Source organism: Natrinema sp. SYSU A 869, assembly GCF_019879105.1.
Taxonomy (GTDB): domain Archaea; phylum Halobacteriota; class Halobacteria; order Halobacteriales; family Natrialbaceae; genus Natrinema.
Genome location: NZ_CP082249.1, coordinates 2,538,040 through 2,558,580, shown reverse-complemented (window position 1 = coordinate 2,558,580; position 20,541 = coordinate 2,538,040). Strand labels below are relative to the sequence as shown.

Here is a 20,541-nt window from a genome sequence, read left to right as displayed (position 1 = left end):
GGACCCTGAGCACTGGCCAATGAGTACCGCCGAGCCGGACGAGGACGATCCTTTCGAGGAACAGCGCGAAGAGGTCGAGAATCCGATGAAGCGGCTGTTCTTCGAGTACGGGTCGAACTACACGGGTGCTGCGGTCATCGGCGTCATCGCGAGTTTCTTCGCCAGAATCCTGGACCTGCTCCCGGCGCTCATGCTAGGGGTTGCAATCGACGCCGTGATCCGGCAGGACATCCCGTACGCCGAGGCGTTCCCGGTCGGCGGAGGGCTCGTCGCTCCCTACGTCCCCGAGGGACGGCTGGCGCAGTTCTGGCTGACGATCGGAATCATCACGGGCGCCTTTCTCCTCTCGGCCGGCTTCCACTGGACCCGAAACTGGGGGTTCAACACCTTCGCCCAGAACGTCCAGCACGACATCCGGACCGACACCTACGACGAGATGCAGCGCCTGGACATGGGCTTTTTCGCCGACAAACAGACCGGCGAGATGATGTCGATCCTCTCGAACGATGTCAACCGCCTCGAGAAATTTCTCAACGACGGGATGAACTCCCTCTTTCGGCTGCTCGTGATGGTGCTCGGAATCGGCGGCCTGCTGCTCGCGATCAACTGGCAGCTCGCGCTGGTCGCCCTGCTTCCAGTGCCGTTAATCGCCGTCTTCACTTACCTGTTCATCCAGACCATCCAGCCCAAGTACGCCCAGGTCCGCTCGACCGTCGGGAAGGTCAACTCCCGCCTCGAGAACAACCTCGGTGGCATTCAGGTCATCAAGTCCAGTACAACCGAGTCCTACGAGTCCGACCGGGTCGAGGACGTCTCCAAGGAGTACTTCGACGCCAATTGGGGGGCGATTCGCACGCGGATCAAGTTCTTCCCCGGCCTGCGCGTGCTCGCGGGGATCGGCTTCGTCATCACCTTCCTCGTCGGCGGACTCTGGGTCATCGATGGGGCGCCGGGTCCGTTCTCGGGCGGACTCAGTACCGGGATGTTCGTCGTCTTCATCCTCTACACGCAGCGTTTTATCTGGCCCATGGCGCAGTTCGGGCAGATCATCAACATGTACCAGCGGGCCCGCGCCTCGAGCGCCCGCATCTTCGGGCTAATGGACGAACCCAACCGGGTCGGCGAGGAGCCCGACGCCCCCGAGCTCGAGGTGACCGAGGGCCGCGTCGAATACGACGACGTGACGTTCGGATACGACGAGGAGACGATCCTCGAGGGGATCGACTTCACCGTCGAGGGCGGTGAGACGCTCGCACTGGTCGGGCCCACCGGTGCGGGTAAGTCGACGGTCCTCAAGCTCCTCTTGCGGATGTACGACGTCGACGAGGGTGAGATCCGCGTCGACGGCCAGCAGGTCCAAGACGTGACCCTCCGGAGCCTGCGCGAGTCGCTTGGCTACGTCAGTCAGGACACCTTCCTTTTCTATGGCAGCGTCGAGGAGAACATCAAGTACGGCACGTTCGATGCCGACCGCGAGGACGTGATCGAAGCTGCGAAGATGGCCGAAGCCCACGAGTTCATCCGGAACCTGCCCGAGGGGTACGACACCGAGGTCGGCGAGCGCGGCGTCAAGCTCTCGGGCGGCCAGCGCCAGCGGATCTCCATCGCCCGCGCGATTCTCAAGGATCCCGCCATCCTCGTCTTGGACGAGGCGACCAGCGACGTCGACACCGAGACGGAGATGCTCATCCAGCGCTCGATCGACGACCTCGCCGAGGATCGCACCACGTTCGCCATCGCCCACCGGCTCTCGACGATCAAGGACGCCGATCAGGTCCTCGTCCTCGAGGGCGGCGAGATCGTCGAACGAGGGACACACGACGAACTGCTCGCAAACGGCGGGCTCTACTCGCACCTCTGGGGTGTCCAGGCCGGCGAGATCGACGAGCTTCCCGAGGAGTTCATCGAACGCGCTCAACGCAGACAAGCGCGGACCGAAGTCGGCGACGACGACTGACATTGAAACGGTCGCATCTGCGACCGGCTGACGTTCCGACTATCGGTCTAGAACGACTCCTGATCCTCCTGACCGCCCTGACCCGGTCCCCCTTCGTCCTGCCGGTCCTCGCCCGCCGCGGGCGGCGTGCGGTCGCTGTAGTTCTTCCGCCCGATCGCCTCGTCGCCGACCATATTCATGATCGATTGCTCAACCTCGCCGTAATCTTGATACTCGTCCTCGCCCAGTGGCCCGATGAGGTCCTCGAGCGTCGTCGTATTGCCACTCATCTCGATCGTTTCATCGCCGTGTTTCTCGAGTAACTCGTCGTGGCCGATCGGATACTCCAGGTTCTCCAGCGTCTCCTGTAGATCGCCGAGTTCGACGCCAAGCTCGCGGCTATCTTCGGGCATACGTACGGGAAGGATTCAGCGACCCAAACGGGTTGGGCCTGCGTTCGCCGTGGCACCGCTGCGGTCACCGTGACATCGGATCGTCCGTCGTCAAGCGCGGCAAGACGAGCGCTGGCAGTACCGACAGGAAACCGAGAAGGGCAGCCGAGACGACCAATTTGGCGGACCGCTCAAGACACCGAAGCCGCCGACGACAGCGAGGGGAACGAACGCGACCAGCAGCGACAGCTGCTCTACTCGGCGTCGTTCGACGGCCGTCGGCTCGAGCGGCGATGTCGCGTTCTCGAGGGTCCAGCCAGTGAGCGCGCCGGCCGCGAGCGCCGTGTACGCGACGGCGCTGTCCGCACGGCCGCTGGCGACCATCGCCACGCCGGCAAGCCCCAGTGTGAGTGTGAACGCGGTAAGCGTTCGGTCGAACGGCGACCGCTCGAGAAGCTGCCACGTGACGGCGAGATAACAGCCCCCGACGACGACCCCCGCGACGACATCGAGCGGGTAGTGAACGCCGAGGACGAGTCGAGTGAAACAGACGGCGGCGATGATCATCGAGGCGACCGCGAGACGGAGTCGACGTGTTCCCGCCTCGAGTACCAGCGCGAATAGCCCGTAGGTGACGGTCGCCCCGACCGCATGACCGCTCGGAAACCCGTAGCCGCCGGCGTTCACGATCGACCGGTACCACGGCCGAGTCGACGATGGGAGGACGGCCGGCTCGAGCGTCGCGAGTTCGGGGCGCGGTAACGCGAAGAGATGTTTCAGCGCCGTCATCACCGCCAGCCCGCCGATGATGACGGCGAGGATCCAAGGCCCGTCCGGCCGCCGGGAGGGACGATCGGTCCCGAACTGGCGACCGCGGTGGACCGTCCGTCGCCACGCAACCGCCCACGACGCGCCGATCCCGAGCACGAGCACCAACCAACCGTCGCCGAGCTGGGTTACGGCCGCGGCGAGGGCCGCACCCCACTCCGGGACGAGTTCGCGAATGGCCTCGAGAACGCCAGCGCCGCGGTTCATACGGCCCCTCTTCCACGGTGGTGTGGATAATGTTCGGGCGGGAACATGCAGGGTCTGCCCACCTTGAGTGTCGAGTCTGGGTAGTGTCGGCCACCGCGGGTTTCATGTCTACACGGTCGGCATACTCCGGCATGGACCTCACAACGGCGACATGGACGGACGTTCGGGACCTCGAGGCGGACCTTGCGGTCGTCCCCATCGGGAGCACGGAACAGCACGGCCCCCACGCGCCCCTCGGGACGGACGTGCTGACCGCCGAAGCAATCGCTGACGCCGGGATCGAGCGGGTCGACCGCGAGGTCGTCCGCACGCCGGCGATTCCGGTCGGGATCGCCGAGGAACACCGCCAGTTCCCCGGGACGATGTGGGTCTCCGAGGACACCTTCCGTGACTACGTCGGTGAGGCCGTCGCAAGCCTCGCTCATCACGGGTTCGACCGTGTCGTCATCGTCAACGGCCACGGCGGCAACGTCGACGCCCTCCGGGAGGTCGGCGGCCGCCTCACGCGAGACGGCGACGCCTACGTCGTCCCGTTCACCTGGTTCGAAGGCGTCGGCGAGCATACCGCTGATATGGGCCACGGTGGCCCCCTCGAGACAGGACTCTTGCGCCACCTCGAGCCGGAACTGATCCGCGAAGACCGGATCGACGAGGCACAGGTTGGCGCTGCCGACGGCTGGGGCGACTGGACGAGTTACGCGAATCTGGCCTACGACGCGGCGGAGTTTACGGAAAACGGCGTGGTCGGCGATCCGGACGAGGGCGACGCTCAGCGGGGCGAGGAACTGTACGAGCTAGCCGCCGACGCGCTGGTTCGGCTGCTCGAGACGGTTGCCGAGCGCGACATCTTACGGCCCGAACGGCGGTAGGTTCGCGGTGGTCAATCGACGTTCGATAGCCGGTGATCGATTACTCCTCGTTTTCGTTTTCGTCTTCGTCCTCGTCCGCGGCGTCCGCTTCCTCGTCGTCGGTCTCCGCGGGACCGGTGTCCTGAAGCGACCCGCGGAGCGCCGGAATCGTCGACGTGAGTTCGCTGACTTGTTCGCCGGCCTCCGAGATATCCGTAATGGCCTCCTCGAGGTCTTCGATCTCCGCCTCGAGGTCGTCAGCGTCGTCGAAGGCGTCGGCGCGTTGTCCCATCGTGAACCACTTCTTCGCGTCGCGAAGGTTATCCTCGGCGTCACCAGCCTCGAGCGACGAGTTGAGTCCGTTGAGCACGCCCAGCACGTTGTCGGCGTCGGTCTCCCAGATGTCGTCGGCGTCGGGCAACGCCGCCCAGGCGTCCGCGAGCGAGGATTCGACGTCCTCGCGCATCTCGTTGGCCGCTTCCCCGAACAGTTCCTCGTCGTCGCCGAGCGTGGCTTGGCTCATGTCATCGTCTTTGCGGGCACCATGGTTAAAAGATAGCCCGAAAGTGAAAGTGAAATCGGTCGGGAGCGGATCGATATCGGTCGAACAGGAGCAGGATTTCGAAAGGAAAGTCGTCAGATGTAGCCCGCCATCGGATTGTCAGCAGGCGTCACACCTTGAGCCGTCGGTCGATTCGGGAGGGAGCTATCGTCACGGAGGCTCTTGACCGGGTCTCGGTCTCGGTCTCGGAGACCCGGTCGCCGTGACGACTATACAGCCGGGCGACTGCGCGACCAGCCGACCGATCAGAAGGGATACTCCCGCTGATCGTGCTGGACGGAGATCCACTTCTTTTCGGTGACCTGATCCATGATGTCGGTGCTGTTGTAGCCGCCGACGCCCGAGGCTTTCGTGCCGCTGAAGGGGACGTGGGCCTCATCGTTGACCGGTTGGTCGTTGACGTGGACCATGCCGGTATCTAACCGTTCCGCGATCTGCATTCCGGTACCGACATCGCCTGCGTGAACCGACCCGGAGAGGCCGTACTCGGTATCGTCGTGGAGTTCGATCGCTTCCTTGACATCCGAAAACGGAACGACCGGTGCGATCGGACCGAAGTGCTCGTTGCACGCGGCGGCCATGTCGTTGGTTGCATCCGAGAGCACCGTCGGTGCGACGACCAGCGAGTCGTCGACACCGTCTAGCTCAACCGTCTCGCCGCCCGTCTCGAGCGTTGCGCCGTCGTCAACGGTCTCCTCGACGTAGCCGAGCATCTCGTCGCGCTGGCTCTCGTCGATAATGGGGCCGACGACCGTGTCCGGATCGTGGGCGCTCCCGACCGGGAGCGACGCCGCGCGATCCGTGAGTAAGTCGACATACTCGTCGTAGACGTCTTCGTGGACGAGGTGGCGGTTGATGGAGATACAGACCTGCCCCTGGTGGACGAACGATCCGAACGCGGCGGAGTCGACCGCCGCCTCAACGTCGGCGTCGGCGGTGACGATGTGGGCGTTGTTGCCACCGAGTTCCATTGCCGCCACAGAGAGGTTTTCGCCGGCTTTCGCGGCGACTCCCCGTCCCACTGGCGTCGAGCCGGTAAAGGCGACGACATCGCTCTCTGGATGTTCGACGACTGGGTCACCGATGTCCGAGCCGTGACCGGGGACGACGTTGATCAGGCCGTCGGGAATGCCCGCTTCCTCGTACAGTTTCGCCATCAGGAGGCCGCCTGTAATCGGCGTATTCGAGGCGGGCTTAACGACGACTGCGTTCCCAGTCGCGATGGCCGGCGCGATTGCCCGCCCCGAGAGGTTGAGCGGAAAGTTCCACGGGGAGATGACGGTGACCACGCCCTGGGGCTCTCGGCGGACAAAGTTCTCCTTGCCAGGGACGTTGGAGTCGACCTGCTCGCCCTTCATTCGACGGGGGAGCGTCGCAGCCTCGTTGGCCTGATCAGTCGTGATCCCGACCGATGTCTCGCCCATGATCTGTGAGCCGCCCGCCTCGTGAGCGAGCAACTCGACGATCTCGTCTTCGTACTCCTGGAGCGTTCTCGCGAACCCCTGCGCGACCCGCTCGCGTTCGGCCGGTGGCGCGTTCTTCCACTCTTTTTGTGCGTCAGCGGCAGCCTCGTAAGCGATGTCTACGTCCGACTCGACGGCGGCCGGCACGCGTGCGACCTCCTCGCGTGTCGAGGGGTCCTCGACGGCGATCTCCTCGTCACCGTCCGAGGGCGTCCACTCGCCGTCGATGTAGAGGTTGTTCCAATCGGCGTCGATCGAGAGTTCCGGTCCCATTGATTGATCTACGCGAGTCCGATTGAAAAACCGATGGCGGGCACTCACAAGCGCTCGGTGGACGCCCCAACTGGCACTCGGCACCCTCGTTACGATCGAACCGACTCGAGTCGCATCAGCGGATAGCCGTCCTCCATTTCCATGTGGGTGACGACCTCGCAGTCCTCGTAGCCGATGACGATTTCGACCTCGAGGAAGCGGCCCGTCAGCTCGGTGTAATCAGCCGTCGACTCGGCGAGCGCGGCCTCGAGTTCGTCGAGACGGACGTCGACGGTGACCTCGCGGCAGTGGGGCTGGTTCTCGATCGATTCCTCCATCGCCGTCTCGAGGCTCGGCGCGCTGTCGGGCGAGACCGGCGTGCCGGCGAATTGGTGGTAGAGCGAGCCGAACTTGATACCGGCCTCGAAACAGGCGGCTTCGGCGTCAGTCGGCGTTTCGTCCGATGACATGCGTGAGTGCTCGGGTGCGGTCGGGAAGGCAGTTGTGATGCGTGCGGGTTTCTTGGCCGATACGGTAATATTGTGACGACGAGCGTTCTGCTATCGTGGCAGCACGGAAAGTCCACGCCCTCCCCAGCCGATTGCGGACCTCGGTCCCACCGGTCACTGCGGTCCTCATCCCTCCGCATGTTTGCGTCGCGGTTCGCTCGGCTTACGGCGCGAAGCGCCGTTCGCTCACCGCTACGGGAGACGCGTGCCACCACCGACCGCACTCCCGGCGAACCGCATGGTACTTATCGACGCTGTCCCTCACACCGAACGAATGGCACAGTCAGTCCTGCTCACGGGGGCTGCGGGGCGGGTCGGAAAGGCCATCCTTGGTGGCCTCGCTGAGGAACACGAGTGGCGGTTACTGGATCGAGATCCGCCGACTGAGGACCAACCGGGCGAGTTCGTCGTCGCGGACATTACTGACGGCGACGCCGTCCGCGAGGCGATGGACGGAATCGACGTCGTGATCCACCTCGCCGGTGACCCGCGCCCCGAAGCGCCGTGGGATAGCGTGCTGACCAACAACATCGACGGCGCGCAGACGGTCTTCGAGGCCGCCGTCGACACAGGCGTCGAGACGGTCGTCTTCGCTTCCTCGAACCACGCCGTCGGAAACTACGAGACCGACGAGCGAACGCCCGATCTGTACCGCGAGCACGACGACTATCTGCTCGACGGCAGCGAACTCCCTCGACCGAGCAACCTCTACGGCGTCTCGAAGGCCGCCGGCGAAACCCTCGGTCGGTACTATCACGACGAACACGACCTCTCGGTCGTCTGCGTCCGCATCGGGAACCTCACCGAGGGCCACCCGCCGATCGACTACGAGCGCGGACAGGCGATGTGGCTCTCCTATCGGGACTGTGCACACCTCTTCGATCGCTGCATCCGCGCCGACTACGGCTACGAGATCGTCTACGGCATCTCCGACAACGACCGCAAGTACTACTCGCTCAAGCGCGCTCGCGAGGTGCTGGGCTACGATCCCCAGGATAACTCGGCGACCCACGACTGACGGGCAGCGGGACTGACGGCAGGTCGCTCGCCACTCGCAGAGAGCCGGCAACCGACTCGGCCGAGCCACGATATTTGTCGCCGGCCGTCCCAACACCGTCCATGGAATACACCACGCTCGGATCGACGGGGATGACAGTCAGCCGCATCTGTCTGGGCTGTATGAGTTTCGGCACCGGTCGGGAGTGGATGCTCGAGCCCGAGGAAAGCAAAGAACTCATCGACCGCGCGATCGACCTCGGAATCAACTTCTTCGACACCGCGAACGTCTACTCCACGGGCGAGTCCGAGGAGATCCTGGGCGACGCCCTCGCGGGCTACGACCGCGATTCGCAGGTCGTCGCGACGAAGGTCTTCGCCGAGATGGACTCCGATAACCCGAACGCGAGCGGACTCTCCCGCAAAGCCATCGAGCAGGAACTCGAGGCGAGTCTCGATCGGTTAGGGATGGACACGATCGATCTCTATCAGACCCACCGATGGGATTACGACACGCCGATCGACGAGACCCTGCGCGCCCTCGACGACGCGGTCCGGCGCGGACAGGTGCGATACGTCGGCACCTCGTCGATGTGGGCCCATCAGTTCGCAGAGGCCCTCCATACCAGCGACGCACTGGGCCTCGAACGGTTTGCGACGATGCAGAACCACTACAACGTCCTCTACCGCGAGGAGGAGCGAGAGATGTTACCCCAGTGCGACAAGGAGGACGTTGGGGTCATTCCGTGGTCGCCGCTAGCCCGCGGCGTCGCGACCCGCCCCCACGAGGAGATCGAGTCGACGACACGGGGTCAGACCGACCAGTACCTCGAGCAGATGTCGTACCTCCAGGGCGGCGGCAAGGAAATCAACGAACGGATCCAGGAACTCGCCGCCGACAGGGGCGTCTCGATGGGCCAGATCTCCCTCGCCTGGCTACTCCACAAGGACTGGGTCGACGCGCCGATCGTCGGGACGACCAGCGTCGAACACTTAGAGGATGCCGTCGAAGCCCTCGAGATCGACCTCTCGGACTCCGATATGGACTATCTCGAGGAGCCCTACGAGCCGCTGCCGGTGGCGGGCCACGAGTGAAGAGCGGAGCTCGCAGCTGTCCCCCGCTACAATAGGTCGACGTCGTCCAGTACCTCCGCAACCCGTTCAACGTGGGCCGTGTGTTCCTCGCCCTCGAGGCCCTGATACATCGTCGTGATCGAGAGGTAGTCGGCGTCGAGGTCCTGCCAGGCCTGAGCGCGCTCGATCCACTCGTCTTCCTCGCCGGGAACGGCGTACATCCGGCCACCGAGGCCGATATCGTCGGGGTCGCGGCCGGCTTCCTCGGCGTAGTCGTAGAGATCCGCGAGGTGTTCCTCGGCCTCGTCGCCGGGCTGGAACTGGGGCAGCCAGCCGTCGGCGATTCGGGCGACGCGGCGCTTGACTGGATCGGCCATGCCACCCATCCAGAGCGGAATCGGTTGCTGGACCGGGAGCGGACGGATGCCAGCGTCCGGGATCTCGTGAAATTCGCCCTCAAAGTCGACGAGTTCGTCCGTCCAGAGTCGGCGGAGCACCTCGATCTGTTCCTCGATTCGTCGCCCTCGCCTCGAGAAATCCTCGCCGAGCGCGACGTATTCAGGTTCGTTCCAGCCGACGCCGACTCCCATGCGAAACCGACCGTCGGTAAAGCGATCCAGCTGTGCGGCCTGCTTCGCCACGAGCGAGGTCTGGCGCTGCGGTAAGACGAGAATTCCGGTCATGAACGCCAGCTCGTCGGTCTGGCCCGCCAGATAGGAGTACGTGGTCAGCGGCTCGTGGAACGTGCTCTCGTAGTCGTAGGGGCCGTCCCAGTCCCCCCGATCGGGATTGACGCCGAGGACGTGATCGTACGCCAGCACGTGTTCGTACCCCGACGCCTCGACGCGCTGTGCATAGTCGGCGATCGTCCGCGGGTCGTGCCCGATCTCGAGTTGCGGGAGCACGGTACCGATTTCCATACCCTCGCGTTCGACCGGACCGGACTTGAAACTCTAGTCGTGGGGGTGGCGACTTCCTGCAGCCAGTACGAACAGAACCCTGCCACTCCGTTACTGCTGGACATCTCGAGGTGATCCGATCTGATACTCTCGGTGTCGACCGGTCAGAACAGCCCTTTCACGTCCTCTTCGCGCGCCTGCCGCCTGCCGACGTGGTCGGTGAGTCGCTGGTAGATGATCCCGCGATTCTCGTCTTCGCGGACGAAATCGAACAGCAGCGTGATGAATTTGCTGCCGTCCTCGCCGGCCTCGAGGTCCCGTTGTGCGTACGTGCGAGCCCGATCGGCCGGTTCCTCGTCGTAGCCGAACTCCTCGGCGAGGACGACCGCCGCAATCGCCGTGGGCTCAAAGTCGAGTTCCGAGAGCGTCGGGGCAGTTCCCTCGTGTTCGAGTTCAACCGGGGGTCGACGCTCGATGCATTCGGGGTCAGCCGCGAGTTGCGCGAGGAATGACCGGATCGGCTCGAGTCGAAGGTCGCGGTAGTCGGCCGGCAGGCCCACGAAATACTCGCCGCCACTCTCGGCGAGCCCGACGGCTCCCTCCCAGTTGCGCTCGCGAGCGTGGTAGACCGCGCCGCTGTACTGAATCAGGCCGTGGAGTAGTCGCTCGTCGTCGCTCCCTGACTCGAGCTCAAGCCAGCGATCCTCCCAGGCGTCGTGGGCGGCGTGGTAGTAACCATCGTTGAAGATGGCGACGCCCGCCCGAAGCCAATCGCGCATAGTAGACAGTAGGGCTCGAGACTCGAGAACGTGACGAAAACGGTGACCGCCGGATATCACGCCGCCCGCAGCGACCGGGTCTCACTGGGAGTGAGCGATACCGGTCGCCGGCAGGCGACGGCACGTGTTCCGCCTCCGGCAGGGCGAGCAGACAACTGTGGACGGGTTGACATCGGGATCGACGAGTCCCAACCGGTTACTGGCCGCCACCGGTCTGGCGGTACTCGATATGAGTGACCGCATACAGATTAGTATGCAACGACTTCCACGTTTCGAGACCGCGTTCGCCCCTCGTAAGAAGTTCTTACCGCACTCGATCCCCAGCTATTGTCTTCTACCATACAGTATGCTGCTGCCGTCGCTCCGCAGCGTCACTGCGTTTCGAATCCGTCCTCGAATCGGAAGACGCCATTGCGCTGGATTACCTCACCGTCGACCTCAAGGCGGGAGTCCTCGCTCACATCAGTAATCAAATCGACGTGGATAGCCGACTCGTTACCGGACTCGCCGTCGGGAAGACAAGCGTCGTATGCCCGGCCGAGTGCCAGATGGACGGTCTCACCCATCTTCTCGTCGAAGAGGATATTATCCGTGTAGCGGTCGATCCCGCGATTCATCCCGATCCCGAGTTCGCCCAGTCGGCGCGCACCCTCGTCCGTCTCGAGAATCTCACCGATCACCGTTCCTCCCTGGTCGGCCTCGTAGTCGACAACCTCGCCATCGTCGAACTCGAGGCGGACGTCCCGGACGGACTCGCCCCGCAGCGTCATTGGCACGTCGAAGGTCACCTCACCCTCGGTCGCAGCGGGTGCAGTGAAGACCTCGCCGCTGGGGAGGTTGTGCGAGTCGTAGGCCACCGAAGCGGCGCTATTGACTGCCGTCCGACCCTCGATTTCCATGGTGAGGTCGGTGTCACTCGAGACGAGTCGCACCTCGGAGCCGGCATCGAGGCAGTCCTTCAACTGGGCCATCTCGTCGGCCAGCGACTCCCAGTCTCGCAGGATCGCCTCGTAGGCGAACTCCTGATACTCCTCGTAGGCCATGTTTGCCTGCTGGGCGAGCGAGCGCGTCGGATGGACCGTCGAAACCCAGCGGGTCCCCAGTCGAGTCTCTCGAATCTCGCTTCGAGCGTCGTTGTAGGCTCGCCGCTGCTCGCCGGGGATATCGGCCGTCGCACTCGTGTTCCGACCACCGCCGAGCGAGAGGTAGACGTCGGCGTTCTCGACCAGCGCGAGTTCGTGAGCCGGATTCTCGTCGAAGTCCCCGTCGTGTGCTCGAAGATAGGCTCGCGTAATCTCACCCGAGCCGTAGGTCGCAAGGAGGTTCGCACCTCGGTCGCCGAGTTTCTCAGCGACGGCGACCGCCAGCTCGTGAGCGTCCGGGCCAACCGAGAGGACGACATCATCGCCCGCCTCGACGCGAGCGCTCCAGTCGACCAGCACGTCGGCATGTTCGCGTACGCGTTCGTCCATATCCTACCCTCTCGAGCGGGCTACTAAACGCTCCCCGTTCGGAGCGCGGACGCGAAAACGTGCGATATCGTCACGACGATAGACGCAAAAGGCGACGGATCAGGCGATGTGGGTATCTTCACCAACGAGCCCCTCTCGCGAGCGCACGACGGAGACGATAGCGTAGACAACCGGCGTGTCGAGGACGGCAATCGCGAGTTTCAGTAGGTATTGACCCACCATCAACGAGAGGATGATGTTCGTCGGCGGAACGGCACCGACACCGAGGATGGCAGGTGCGATAGCGAACGCGACCGAGACGAAGATGACGGTATCGATCGCCTGACTGCTCGCCGTCGATGCGATATTCCGGAGCCAAAGCTTCTCTGAGCCGGTATGCTCCCGAATGCGGTGGAAGACGAGCACGTCCCAATTCTGGCTGACGATGTACGCTAACAGGCTCCCGAGGACGACGTTCGTAGACGCGCCGAGGGCCGTCTCGAACGCCGCGGGATCGACGCTCGAGGAAGCGGCCGGCGCGGCAATCGTCGACCAGACGAGTGCGAGAACGACGAAGTTCAGAACGAATCCGACGTTGACGACGATCTGGCCCGCACGACGGCCATACAGCTCGGTATAGCAGTCACTCGCGAGGAATGTCAGTGCGTACGCGAGTGCTGCTCCGGGCAACACGAGTTGCACGCCCGTAATCGGGAGCGCGAATGGCAGTTCGAACGCGAGTACTTTCGATGCAGTCAACTGTGCAGTCACGAGTGCCGTCACGAAGAGCCCGATCAGCGCAACCTGTGCGATCGTCGGCCCACCGTGGCTCTGTGTCTCGCTCATAGAGCCGCGTACCTATCGAATCCACCTAAACGGTGCTATTCATGGATTACTCGAGTATGCACGACAATGGACTCGAGTCTGCTCGAGCGATGTCTCCGATCGACCACTCGAACCCCTGTCAAACGGTTACAGCGAACCCCTGCCAAATGGCCACAGTGAACGCCTGTCAAACATACACAGTGGGTCTGAACCCGACTCTGGACGAACAGTCGGTTCGGGTTGCAACGAACTGAATGCAATCGGCTGCAGTTCGTCAGTACCACTCCTCAGTAGAGAGTCCACCAACTGGACTAACGTGATTGTTCCCACTCAGAGACTGCCTCCTGATCGGTCCGTTTGAGACCGATTCGTCAGCCAGCGGTGAAAACCGTTGCCCCAATTTCTGCGACTTACATCAATTGATCGTCGGATTCCGTTCCGAATTGTTTTTGTTTCGATATACGAGCCATAACACAACTGTTATACGTATCCCGGGCCTCGATTGAATTGCAATGGCGAAAGGAAACGTTGATTTCTTCAACGACACAGGCGGCTACGGTTTCATTGAGACGGACGACGCAGACGATGACGTTTTCTTCCACATGGAAGACGTTGGCGGTCCGGACCTCGAAGAAGGTACAGACATCGAATTCGATATTGAACAGGCCCCCAAGGGCCCCCGCGCCACCAACGTCACCCGCCTGTAACACGGCTTTTTACGTTCGGTAACGGGTTTCACATTTCAACTATCATTTTTCGGCACGCTACTCGACACACAGCGGACGCTGTTCCATATCGACGGCGCGGACCGAAACCGCTGTCTCTGTAGTGGCGATGCTCAACCACCAGTCATCGTCGCTCGAAGACGAGGCCGACACCGGTACAGGCCGGCATCGGTACAGGCCCTAGTGTTCTTTGTATGTTATTTATCTATTAGAGATATTGAGGCGGCTGAAACTGGGTCGAACGACCGAATGTAGGGTGCTATTACTAGACGAAATGACAGACAGTACCACTAATGACTCAGTTAGCTCCGTTGAACGTACTGGAAACGGTTGATACGAAATCGATAACAAATAGTCGGGTACCCGTCCGTCCACCTGAGTACAAAATGGACGATCTGACAGGGTTTCAACGTGACCTGCTGTACGTGATTGCAGGAGCCGATCAACCGTCGGGCCAAGACGTAAAAGACGAGATCGAGACGTATTACAACAGTGAAATTAATCACGGGCGATTATACCCCAATCTCGATACACTCGTCAATAAGGATCTCGTCGAGAAAGGACAACTCGATCGGCGAACCAACTACTACGAGATCAGCGATCGCGGCCAACAGGCTATCGAAGAGCGCCGGAAGTGGGAACAACAGTATATCGACGAGTAATTCATCCCCACCTGTCTGCGATACCCGCCCGACAGCAACGTCACGTGCATCTACCAGGAACACGGACAAGTCTCCGGTATGAGTCCACCTGCGCCCATGACAACCGCCCCTTCTAACCGAACAGACGATATGGAGGTCCGCTGATCCGAGTGTCAACAATAGAGTCGTTTGGCGAGCTGGCCGACAGCTATCGGCCACTTACCTGTGATGCCATGAACGAGAGCCGAATCATGATTACTCAGCGATCGTGTCGCAACGCGACCCCGAGAGAAACCGGTGTGTCCGTGCGACAGTCATCAATCAGCGACGACGATCTCTCACGTGATTCTCATCCCTCGTTGAAACACGGATGCCGAACTCGTCAAAGCAACAGATCTCCCATGTTTCGACCTGCACGCGACACCAGTAGTCGACATCTATAGTCGCCACTGAAACGGTTACACGCTGATCGAGCAGCTGTCGTGCGAGCAAGTATGCAATGACTTTCAGCGGCTACGATAGCGAGCATTCCTCGGTGACCGCTGAAGCGGTCATGCGTACTTATCAGTACAGTCTTCGTCGAACCCGAGCACGCTACCGTTCCTACCCACCGATTTCGAGCCGGTTCACAACTCAATCCCGGATAGTGCAGAACCGAAACCAGGTTCATAGATTGTTCGCTGCACCGATCACTAACGTGACCAATGTTCCACTCGAAATAGTTCTTCAAGCCCATCTCGTTTCTTTGTAGCCCTGAAACCCAGAACTACTTACGTCGGGAGAGCCGTTGATTCACTAACCGAAATAGGCGCTGTCCCTGGCACGGTTGGGACTGAGCCTTCGATTCGACCCAGCGAGGACGTGATCGAAGCCGGCTCACGTTGCAGGACGCCACTCCCAGCAGCCATTCCGGCTGCACGACTGTCCACGGGACTGCTATGATCGGCCCTACCAATGGAAATTGAAATTGCGACAATCGGCGGTTATGAGGAAGTCGGCCGACAGATGACGGCTGTCCGCGCCGGTGACGACATCGTGATCTTCGACATGGGGCTCAACCTGTCGAAGGTCCTTATTCACGACAACATCCGTACCGAAGGCATGCACAGTCTCGACCTGATCGACATGGGTGCCATTCCCGACGACCGAGTCATGAGCGACCTCGAGGGCGATGTCAAAGCGATCGTCCCCACCCACGGCCACCTCGACCACATCGGTGCGATCAGCAAACTCGCACACCGGTACGACGCACCCATCGTCGCGACGCCGTTCACGCTCGAACTGGTCAAAGGCGAACTCGAGGAGGAAGGGAAGTTCAATACCGAGAACGAACTCGTCAAAATGGACGCCGGCGAAACGATGTCGATCGGCGACTCCGGGGCAGTCGAATTGGAGTTCGTCAACGTCACCCACTCGATCGTCCAAGCGATCAACCCCGTCCTCCACACGCCCGAAGGCGCAGTCGTCTACGGGCTCGACAAACGGATGGACCACACGCCCGTCATCGGCGACCCGATCGACATGGAGCGCTTCCGTGAGATCGGTCGCGAGGGCGTCCTCTGTTATATCGAGGACTGTACGAACGCGAACAAGAAGGGGCGAACGCCCTCCGAGAACGTTGCGCGCGAACACCTTCGGGACGTCCTCTACAGCATGGAGGACTACGACGGCGGTATCGTCGCCACCACCTTCTCGAGCCACATCGCCCGCGTGAAATCACTCATCGAATTCGCTCGAGACATTGGTCGCCAGCCGATTCTCCTCGGGCGTTCGATGGAAACCTACTCCGGGACCGCGAAACAGATCGGGATCGACTTCCCCTCCGACGTCGAGATGGTCGGCTACCGCCAGTCCATCGAGCAGACGTTCGAACGCATCATGAACGAAGGCAAGGAGAACTTCCTGCCCGTCGTCACCGGCCATCAAGGCGAGCCTCGCGCAACGCTCACACGAATGGGGCGCGGCGAAACGCCGTATGAACTGGAGGACGGTGACAAAGTCGTCTTCTCCGCTCGAGTGATTCCAGAGCCGACGAACGAAGGCCAGCGCTATCAGGCTGAAAAGCTACTCCGCATGCAGGGTGCACGCATCTACGACGACATTCACGTGTCCGGCCACCTCTGTCAAGAGGGCCACTACGAGATGCTCGATGCGCTGCAACCCGAAAACATCATTCCCGCCCATCAGGACATGAGCGGCTTCTCGGGATACGTTGACCTCGCCTCCAATCGCGGATACAAGCTCGGACGCGATCTCCACGTTACCTCGAACGGGAACGTCGTCCAACTGGTCTAAGCGACCGCTTCTGCGGCTATTTTCTTTCTTTGCAGATTTCGAATAGCGAGTAACGGCGTCGTCGTGTTTACATAAAGCAAAAAACCCACACAGCAGTTGCTGTGTGGGTGTTGATATGAATGGGAGCGGCGAATCGAATTTCCCAGAGGGTCGCCCACTCCAGTACTCACCGAAACGTAGGCGAGCTTATCTTCCGTGTTCGGGATGGGTACGGGAGGTACCTCGCCACTGTGGCCGCTGTAATGCCGATCGGCGGAATCGAACCGCCGTCAGACCACGATCGGTGAAGTTCGACCGTATTGGTCGATATGAGTGGAGGCGGCGAAACGAATTTCCCAGAGGCTCGCGCACTCCAGTACTCACCGTAACGCTGGCGAGCTTATCTTCCGTGTTCGGGATGGGTACGGGAGGTACCTCGCCGCTGTGGCCGCCCTAATGCCGATCAACGGGATCGAACCGTTGTCATGCCAATATCGGTGGTGTGTCTAACCGTGTGTACGTGTAGTCCAGTTTACGTCCGGACCCGTTCTCGCGTCACGGATCCAATGCGATGTAATGTATGAATGTGTGGCTTGATCGATTAGTGCTCGCGGGCTCAACACCTCGTTGCCTTGGTGCGTACACCCCGAGTCTATCGAACTCGTCTTCTACGAGTGATCTCAATGGTATCTCTTTTCCAGGTGGGTTTCGAGCTTAGATGCGTTCAGCTCTTACCCCGTGGTGCGTCGCTGCCCAGCACGTGCCCTTCCGGACAGCTGGTACACGAGTGGCACCCATTCGTAGTTCCTCTCGTACTATACGAACGTTCCCGTCAGATACCGTAACACCCCCAATAGATAGCAGCCGACCTGTCTCACGACGGTCTAAACCCAGCTCACGACCTCCTTTAATAGGCGAACAACCTCACCCTTGCCCGCTTCTGCACGGGCAGGATGGAGGGAACCGACATCGAGGTAGCAAGCCACCCGGTCGATATGTGCTCTTGCGGGTGACGACTCTGTTATCCCTAAGGTAGCTTTTCTGTCAGCAATTGGCCGCATCAAGCAGCCTAATTGGTTCGCTAGACCACGCTTTCGCGTCAGCGTCGATCGTTGTGTTCGACACTGTCAGACTTCCTTTTGCTCTTGCGCTCTTCCCCGAGTCTCCGACTCGGGTGAGGAAATCTTGGGGCGCGCTCGATATCTTTTCAAGCGCGTACCGCCCCAGTCAAACTGCCCGGCTACCAGTGTCCTCCGCCAGGAGTGAGAGTCGCAGTCACCATCGGGTAGTATTTCAATGCTGGCTCGGTGAGCCGCTAGCGCGGCTACCTGTGTAATGCCTCCTACCTATGCTGCACAATGGCGACCACGTCTCAGTGACAGCCTGCAGTAAAGCTCTATAGGGTCTTCGCTTCCCCTTGGGGGTCTCCAGACTCCGCACTGGAACGTACAGTTCACCGGGCCCAACGTTGGGACAGTGGCGCTCTCGTTGATCCATTCATGCAAGCCGCTACTGAAGCGGCAAGGTACTACGCTACCTTAAGAGGGTCATAGTTACCCCCGCCGTTAACAGGTCCTTCGTCCCCTTGTACGGGGTGTTCAGATACCTGCACTGGGCAGGATTCAGTGACCGTACGAGTCCTTGCGGATTTGCGGTCACCTATGTTGTTACTAGACAGTCGGAGCGCCCGAGTCACTGCGACCTGCCTCTTCGCGAGGCAGGCATCCCTTATTGCGAACGTACGGGACTAACTTGCCGAATTCCCTAACGTCGGTTGATCCCGACAGACCTTGGCTTTCGCTGCCATGAGTACCTGTGTCGGATCTCGGTACGAACAGTGTGCTCGCCTTTTCACGGGCTCTAGGTTGGCCTGACTTGCGCTATCTTGCCATTCGTTCGCTTCGTGCCATTACGGCTTCCACGAATTTCGACAATTAGACTGGGCGAAGGCCCAGCTCAGGCGGCCCCAAAGCGTCGGCTTTGAGTGCACACTGGCATAGGAATATTAACCTATTTCCCTGTTGTCAGCTTCGACTTACGGGCTGACTTAGGACCGGCTAACCCTCAGCTGATAAGCATTGCTGAGGAACCCTTACTCGTTCGGCCGTCGGGGTTCTAACCCGACTAACGCTGCTACTATGACCAGGATTTTCGTTACTGAACGGTCCACACGAGTTCTCACCCGTGCTTCCACCCGAACAGAACGCCAACCTACAAGATTGCGGTTTGATCCGCACTGCTAGGTCTCGGTGGTAGACTTGAGCCCCGATCATTTTGGGCGCCTCAAACCTCGGCCGGTAAGCTGTTACGCTTTTCTTGGAGGGTAGCTGCTTCTAAGCTCACCTCCCGGCTGTCTAGGGCTTGAGACCACCTTCGATCGCACTTAGTCTACACTTGGGGACCTTAACCCAGCTCTGGGTTGTCTCCCTCACGGTACACAGGCTTACCCCGTGCACCGGACTCCCTGCGTCAAACGGCGTTTGTAGGTTCGGAGTTGGACAGGGGGGCGCACTCCTCTCGGAGTGCGGTCCCCCAATCCGTCGCTCTACCCCACAAACTACCTCGGCAGAGGTCATGCTTCGACATGTTTCGGTTGGAACCAGCTGTTTCCGGACTCGATGGGCCTTTCACCCCTAGACGTAAGTCACGAGAGGGTATTGTAGGACACCAACTCTAACAGACTTCCACGTGCCTTTCGGCACGCTTCATCTTGCTCACGCCTAGATCGTCCGGTTTCGGGTCGTGCCCGTTTGACTCCCCGCGCTTGAACACGGTGGCCCTGGTGCAAAGCACTGCGGCCATATCGGTTTCCCTACGCCTTCCTCGATAAGCGAGTTAGACTCGTCAAACAGGCACACTCCCTGGTTCGTTTTTCAAAACGTACGACAGAACACCGGCTTCCCAAACTTCCTACTAGCAGTTCGCACTGCGATCGTTTTGTCCGGGACCTTGTATGCCCTGTCGCTCCATCGCCAACTGATTTCACGCCCTATTGCACCTCCCTTCGTGGGGTGCTTTTCAGCGTTCGCTCACGCTACTTGTTCGCTATCGGTCTTGAGGAGTGTTTAGTCTTCGCGGTCGATGCCCGCGATATTCACGAGGGATATCCAACCCCCGATACTCTGGGACTGACGCACAGCGTACTCGTCGACGGTACGGGACTGTCACCCTGTTTCGTGCTCTATTCCAAGAGACTTCGCGTCGAATTTCTGCTGCTGAGAGTCAGCCCGAACACCACATTGCCCGTGAAGGCTTCGGTTTGGACTGTGTCGCGTTTATTCGCCATTACTAACGACATCGCGTTTGCTTTCTTTTCCTGTCGATACTAAGATGTTTCAATTCTCGACGTTCCCCATTGCGCGAAGCAATTGCGGTGGGGATTCCCATTCGGAAATCCTGAGTTCTTCGCCTCCGTGCGGCTCCCTCAGGCTTATCGCAGCTTGGCACGTCCTTCATCAGCTCTCAAGCCGAGCGATCCACCAGCTGGCACAGTAGCCACGTTCATCGGATCGGCGGTTGCAAAGCAACCACGTAGTGACCCGGGAACGGGTCCAGTGGACGCCTGGACTACACGTACACACGGTCTCATCTGCACGCCGTAGACGCGGCATGCATTAACCCTTCCCACCCGCGTTTACACGGGGTGGTGCATCGGTTTCTTCGGATTAGACCAGAATCGTCTGCCCCACTTAAGGGGCACGATTCGGTCGTCTTCCGAGACATGGACCCACAGGGATTCGAACCCTGGGCATCCTCCTTGCAAAGGAGGCACTCTACCACTGAGCTATGGGCCCACGTCCGCCCACGAAGGGCGGACAAAGCGTATCACGTTAGCCTCGGTAGTTCAAAGGTGCCCGATCGGCCATACGGTGGTCGATCG

Annotated in this window: 16 protein-coding genes, 1 tRNA gene and 3 rRNA genes; 7 read left to right on the top strand and 13 right to left on the bottom strand. The window is 61.0% G+C overall.

Annotated features, from left to right (window positions below; translation table 11 throughout):
* Positions 1-19 precede the first annotated feature (19 nt).
* On the top strand, positions 20-1,957 hold the full coding sequence (locus K6I40_RS20750) for an ABC transporter ATP-binding protein (RefSeq protein WP_222916139.1): 1,938 nt from the start codon (positions 20-22) through the stop codon (positions 1,955-1,957).
* A gap of 47 nt (positions 1,958-2,004) precedes the next feature.
* On the opposite strand, the gene K6I40_RS20745 is transcribed toward K6I40_RS20750, so the two are convergent.
* Both K6I40_RS20745 and K6I40_RS20740 read right to left on the bottom strand, forming a co-directional pair.
* The gene (locus K6I40_RS20745) at positions 2,005-2,349 is read right to left on the bottom strand and encodes a hypothetical protein (protein WP_222916137.1); all 345 of its coding nucleotides are present in this window, start codon (positions 2,347-2,349) and stop codon (positions 2,005-2,007) included.
* A gap of 90 nt (positions 2,350-2,439) precedes the next feature.
* Positions 2,440-3,363 carry a phosphatase PAP2 family protein gene (locus tag K6I40_RS20740; protein ID WP_255681812.1) on the bottom strand — a complete coding sequence of 308 codons (924 nt, stop codon included), beginning with the start codon at positions 3,361-3,363 and terminating at the stop codon, positions 2,440-2,442.
* A 131-nt stretch (positions 3,364-3,494) separates the two neighbouring features.
* Here K6I40_RS20740 and K6I40_RS20735 point away from each other — a divergent pair, with 131 nt between their 5' ends.
* Entirely contained in the window at positions 3,495-4,232 is a 738-nt protein-coding gene (locus K6I40_RS20735) for a creatininase family protein (RefSeq protein ID WP_222916135.1), read from the top strand.
* A gap of 40 nt (positions 4,233-4,272) precedes the next feature.
* On the opposite strand, the gene K6I40_RS20730 is transcribed toward K6I40_RS20735, so the two are convergent.
* The 3 genes from K6I40_RS20730 to K6I40_RS20720 form a co-directional block, all read right to left on the bottom strand.
* Entirely contained in the window at positions 4,273-4,734 is a 462-nt protein-coding gene (locus K6I40_RS20730) for a DUF5790 family protein (RefSeq protein WP_222916133.1), read from the bottom strand.
* A 284-nt stretch (positions 4,735-5,018) separates the two neighbouring features.
* On the bottom strand, positions 5,019-6,509 hold the full coding sequence (locus K6I40_RS20725; protein WP_222916131.1) for an aldehyde dehydrogenase family protein: 1,491 nt from the start codon (positions 6,507-6,509) through the stop codon (positions 5,019-5,021).
* Between the two features lie 89 nt (positions 6,510-6,598).
* A complete protein-coding gene (locus K6I40_RS20720; RefSeq protein WP_222916129.1) occupies positions 6,599-6,958 on the bottom strand; it encodes a dihydroneopterin aldolase family protein in 360 nt (119 codons plus the stop codon).
* A 313-nt stretch (positions 6,959-7,271) separates the two neighbouring features.
* Between K6I40_RS20720 and azf the strand changes: the two genes are divergently transcribed.
* Positions 7,272-8,015 carry an NAD-dependent glucose-6-phosphate dehydrogenase Azf gene (gene azf, locus K6I40_RS20715; RefSeq protein ID WP_222916127.1) on the top strand — a complete coding sequence of 248 codons (744 nt, stop codon included), beginning with the start codon at positions 7,272-7,274 and terminating at the stop codon, positions 8,013-8,015.
* A gap of 101 nt (positions 8,016-8,116) precedes the next feature.
* Complete coding sequence (locus K6I40_RS20710; RefSeq protein ID WP_222916125.1) at positions 8,117-9,088, top strand: aldo/keto reductase; 972 nt, start codon at positions 8,117-8,119, stop codon at positions 9,086-9,088.
* Positions 9,089-9,114: 26 nt separating this feature from the next.
* Here K6I40_RS20710 and K6I40_RS20705 read toward each other — a convergent pair whose 3' ends face one another.
* The 4 genes from K6I40_RS20705 to K6I40_RS20690 form a co-directional block, all read right to left on the bottom strand.
* Positions 9,115-9,987, bottom strand: coding sequence for an LLM class F420-dependent oxidoreductase (locus K6I40_RS20705; RefSeq protein WP_222916123.1), 873 nt, complete (start codon positions 9,985-9,987; stop codon positions 9,115-9,117).
* Between the two features lie 143 nt (positions 9,988-10,130).
* On the bottom strand, positions 10,131-10,745 hold the full coding sequence (locus K6I40_RS20700; RefSeq protein WP_222916121.1) for a DUF309 domain-containing protein: 615 nt from the start codon (positions 10,743-10,745) through the stop codon (positions 10,131-10,133).
* A 371-nt stretch (positions 10,746-11,116) separates the two neighbouring features.
* Positions 11,117-12,217, bottom strand: coding sequence for an aminopeptidase (locus K6I40_RS20695; protein WP_222916119.1), 1,101 nt, complete (start codon positions 12,215-12,217; stop codon positions 11,117-11,119).
* A 99-nt stretch (positions 12,218-12,316) separates the two neighbouring features.
* Entirely contained in the window at positions 12,317-13,042 is a 726-nt protein-coding gene (locus tag K6I40_RS20690; protein ID WP_222916116.1) for a queuosine precursor transporter, read from the bottom strand.
* Positions 13,043-13,533: 491 nt separating this feature from the next.
* On the opposite strand from K6I40_RS20690, the gene K6I40_RS20685 reads away from it, so the two are divergent.
* The 3 genes from K6I40_RS20685 to K6I40_RS20675 all read left to right on the top strand — a co-directional run bounded on the left by K6I40_RS20685 (position 13,534) and on the right by K6I40_RS20675 (position 16,682).
* Complete coding sequence (locus tag K6I40_RS20685; RefSeq protein WP_006187181.1) at positions 13,534-13,728, top strand: cold shock domain-containing protein; 195 nt, start codon at positions 13,534-13,536, stop codon at positions 13,726-13,728.
* A 404-nt stretch (positions 13,729-14,132) separates the two neighbouring features.
* Complete coding sequence (locus K6I40_RS20680; RefSeq protein ID WP_222916114.1) at positions 14,133-14,408, top strand: helix-turn-helix transcriptional regulator; 276 nt, start codon at positions 14,133-14,135, stop codon at positions 14,406-14,408.
* Between the two features lie 933 nt (positions 14,409-15,341).
* Positions 15,342-16,682 carry a ribonuclease J gene (locus tag K6I40_RS20675; protein ID WP_222916112.1) on the top strand — a complete coding sequence of 447 codons (1,341 nt, stop codon included), beginning with the start codon at positions 15,342-15,344 and terminating at the stop codon, positions 16,680-16,682.
* Positions 16,683-16,802: 120 nt separating this feature from the next.
* Here the strand turns inward: K6I40_RS20675 and rrf (K6I40_RS20670) are convergent.
* The 4 genes from rrf (K6I40_RS20670) to K6I40_RS20655 form a co-directional block, all read right to left on the bottom strand.
* Positions 16,803-16,924: ribosomal RNA gene (gene rrf / locus K6I40_RS20670) — 5S ribosomal RNA — on the bottom strand.
* Between the two features lie 71 nt (positions 16,925-16,995).
* Positions 16,996-17,117 (bottom strand): 5S ribosomal RNA (rrf, locus tag K6I40_RS20665).
* 127 nt (positions 17,118-17,244) lie between these two features.
* A 23S ribosomal RNA gene (locus tag K6I40_RS20660) occupies positions 17,245-20,165 on the bottom strand.
* A gap of 218 nt (positions 20,166-20,383) precedes the next feature.
* Positions 20,384-20,455, bottom strand: a tRNA-Ala gene (locus tag K6I40_RS20655).
* Positions 20,456-20,541: the final 86 nt, after the last annotated feature.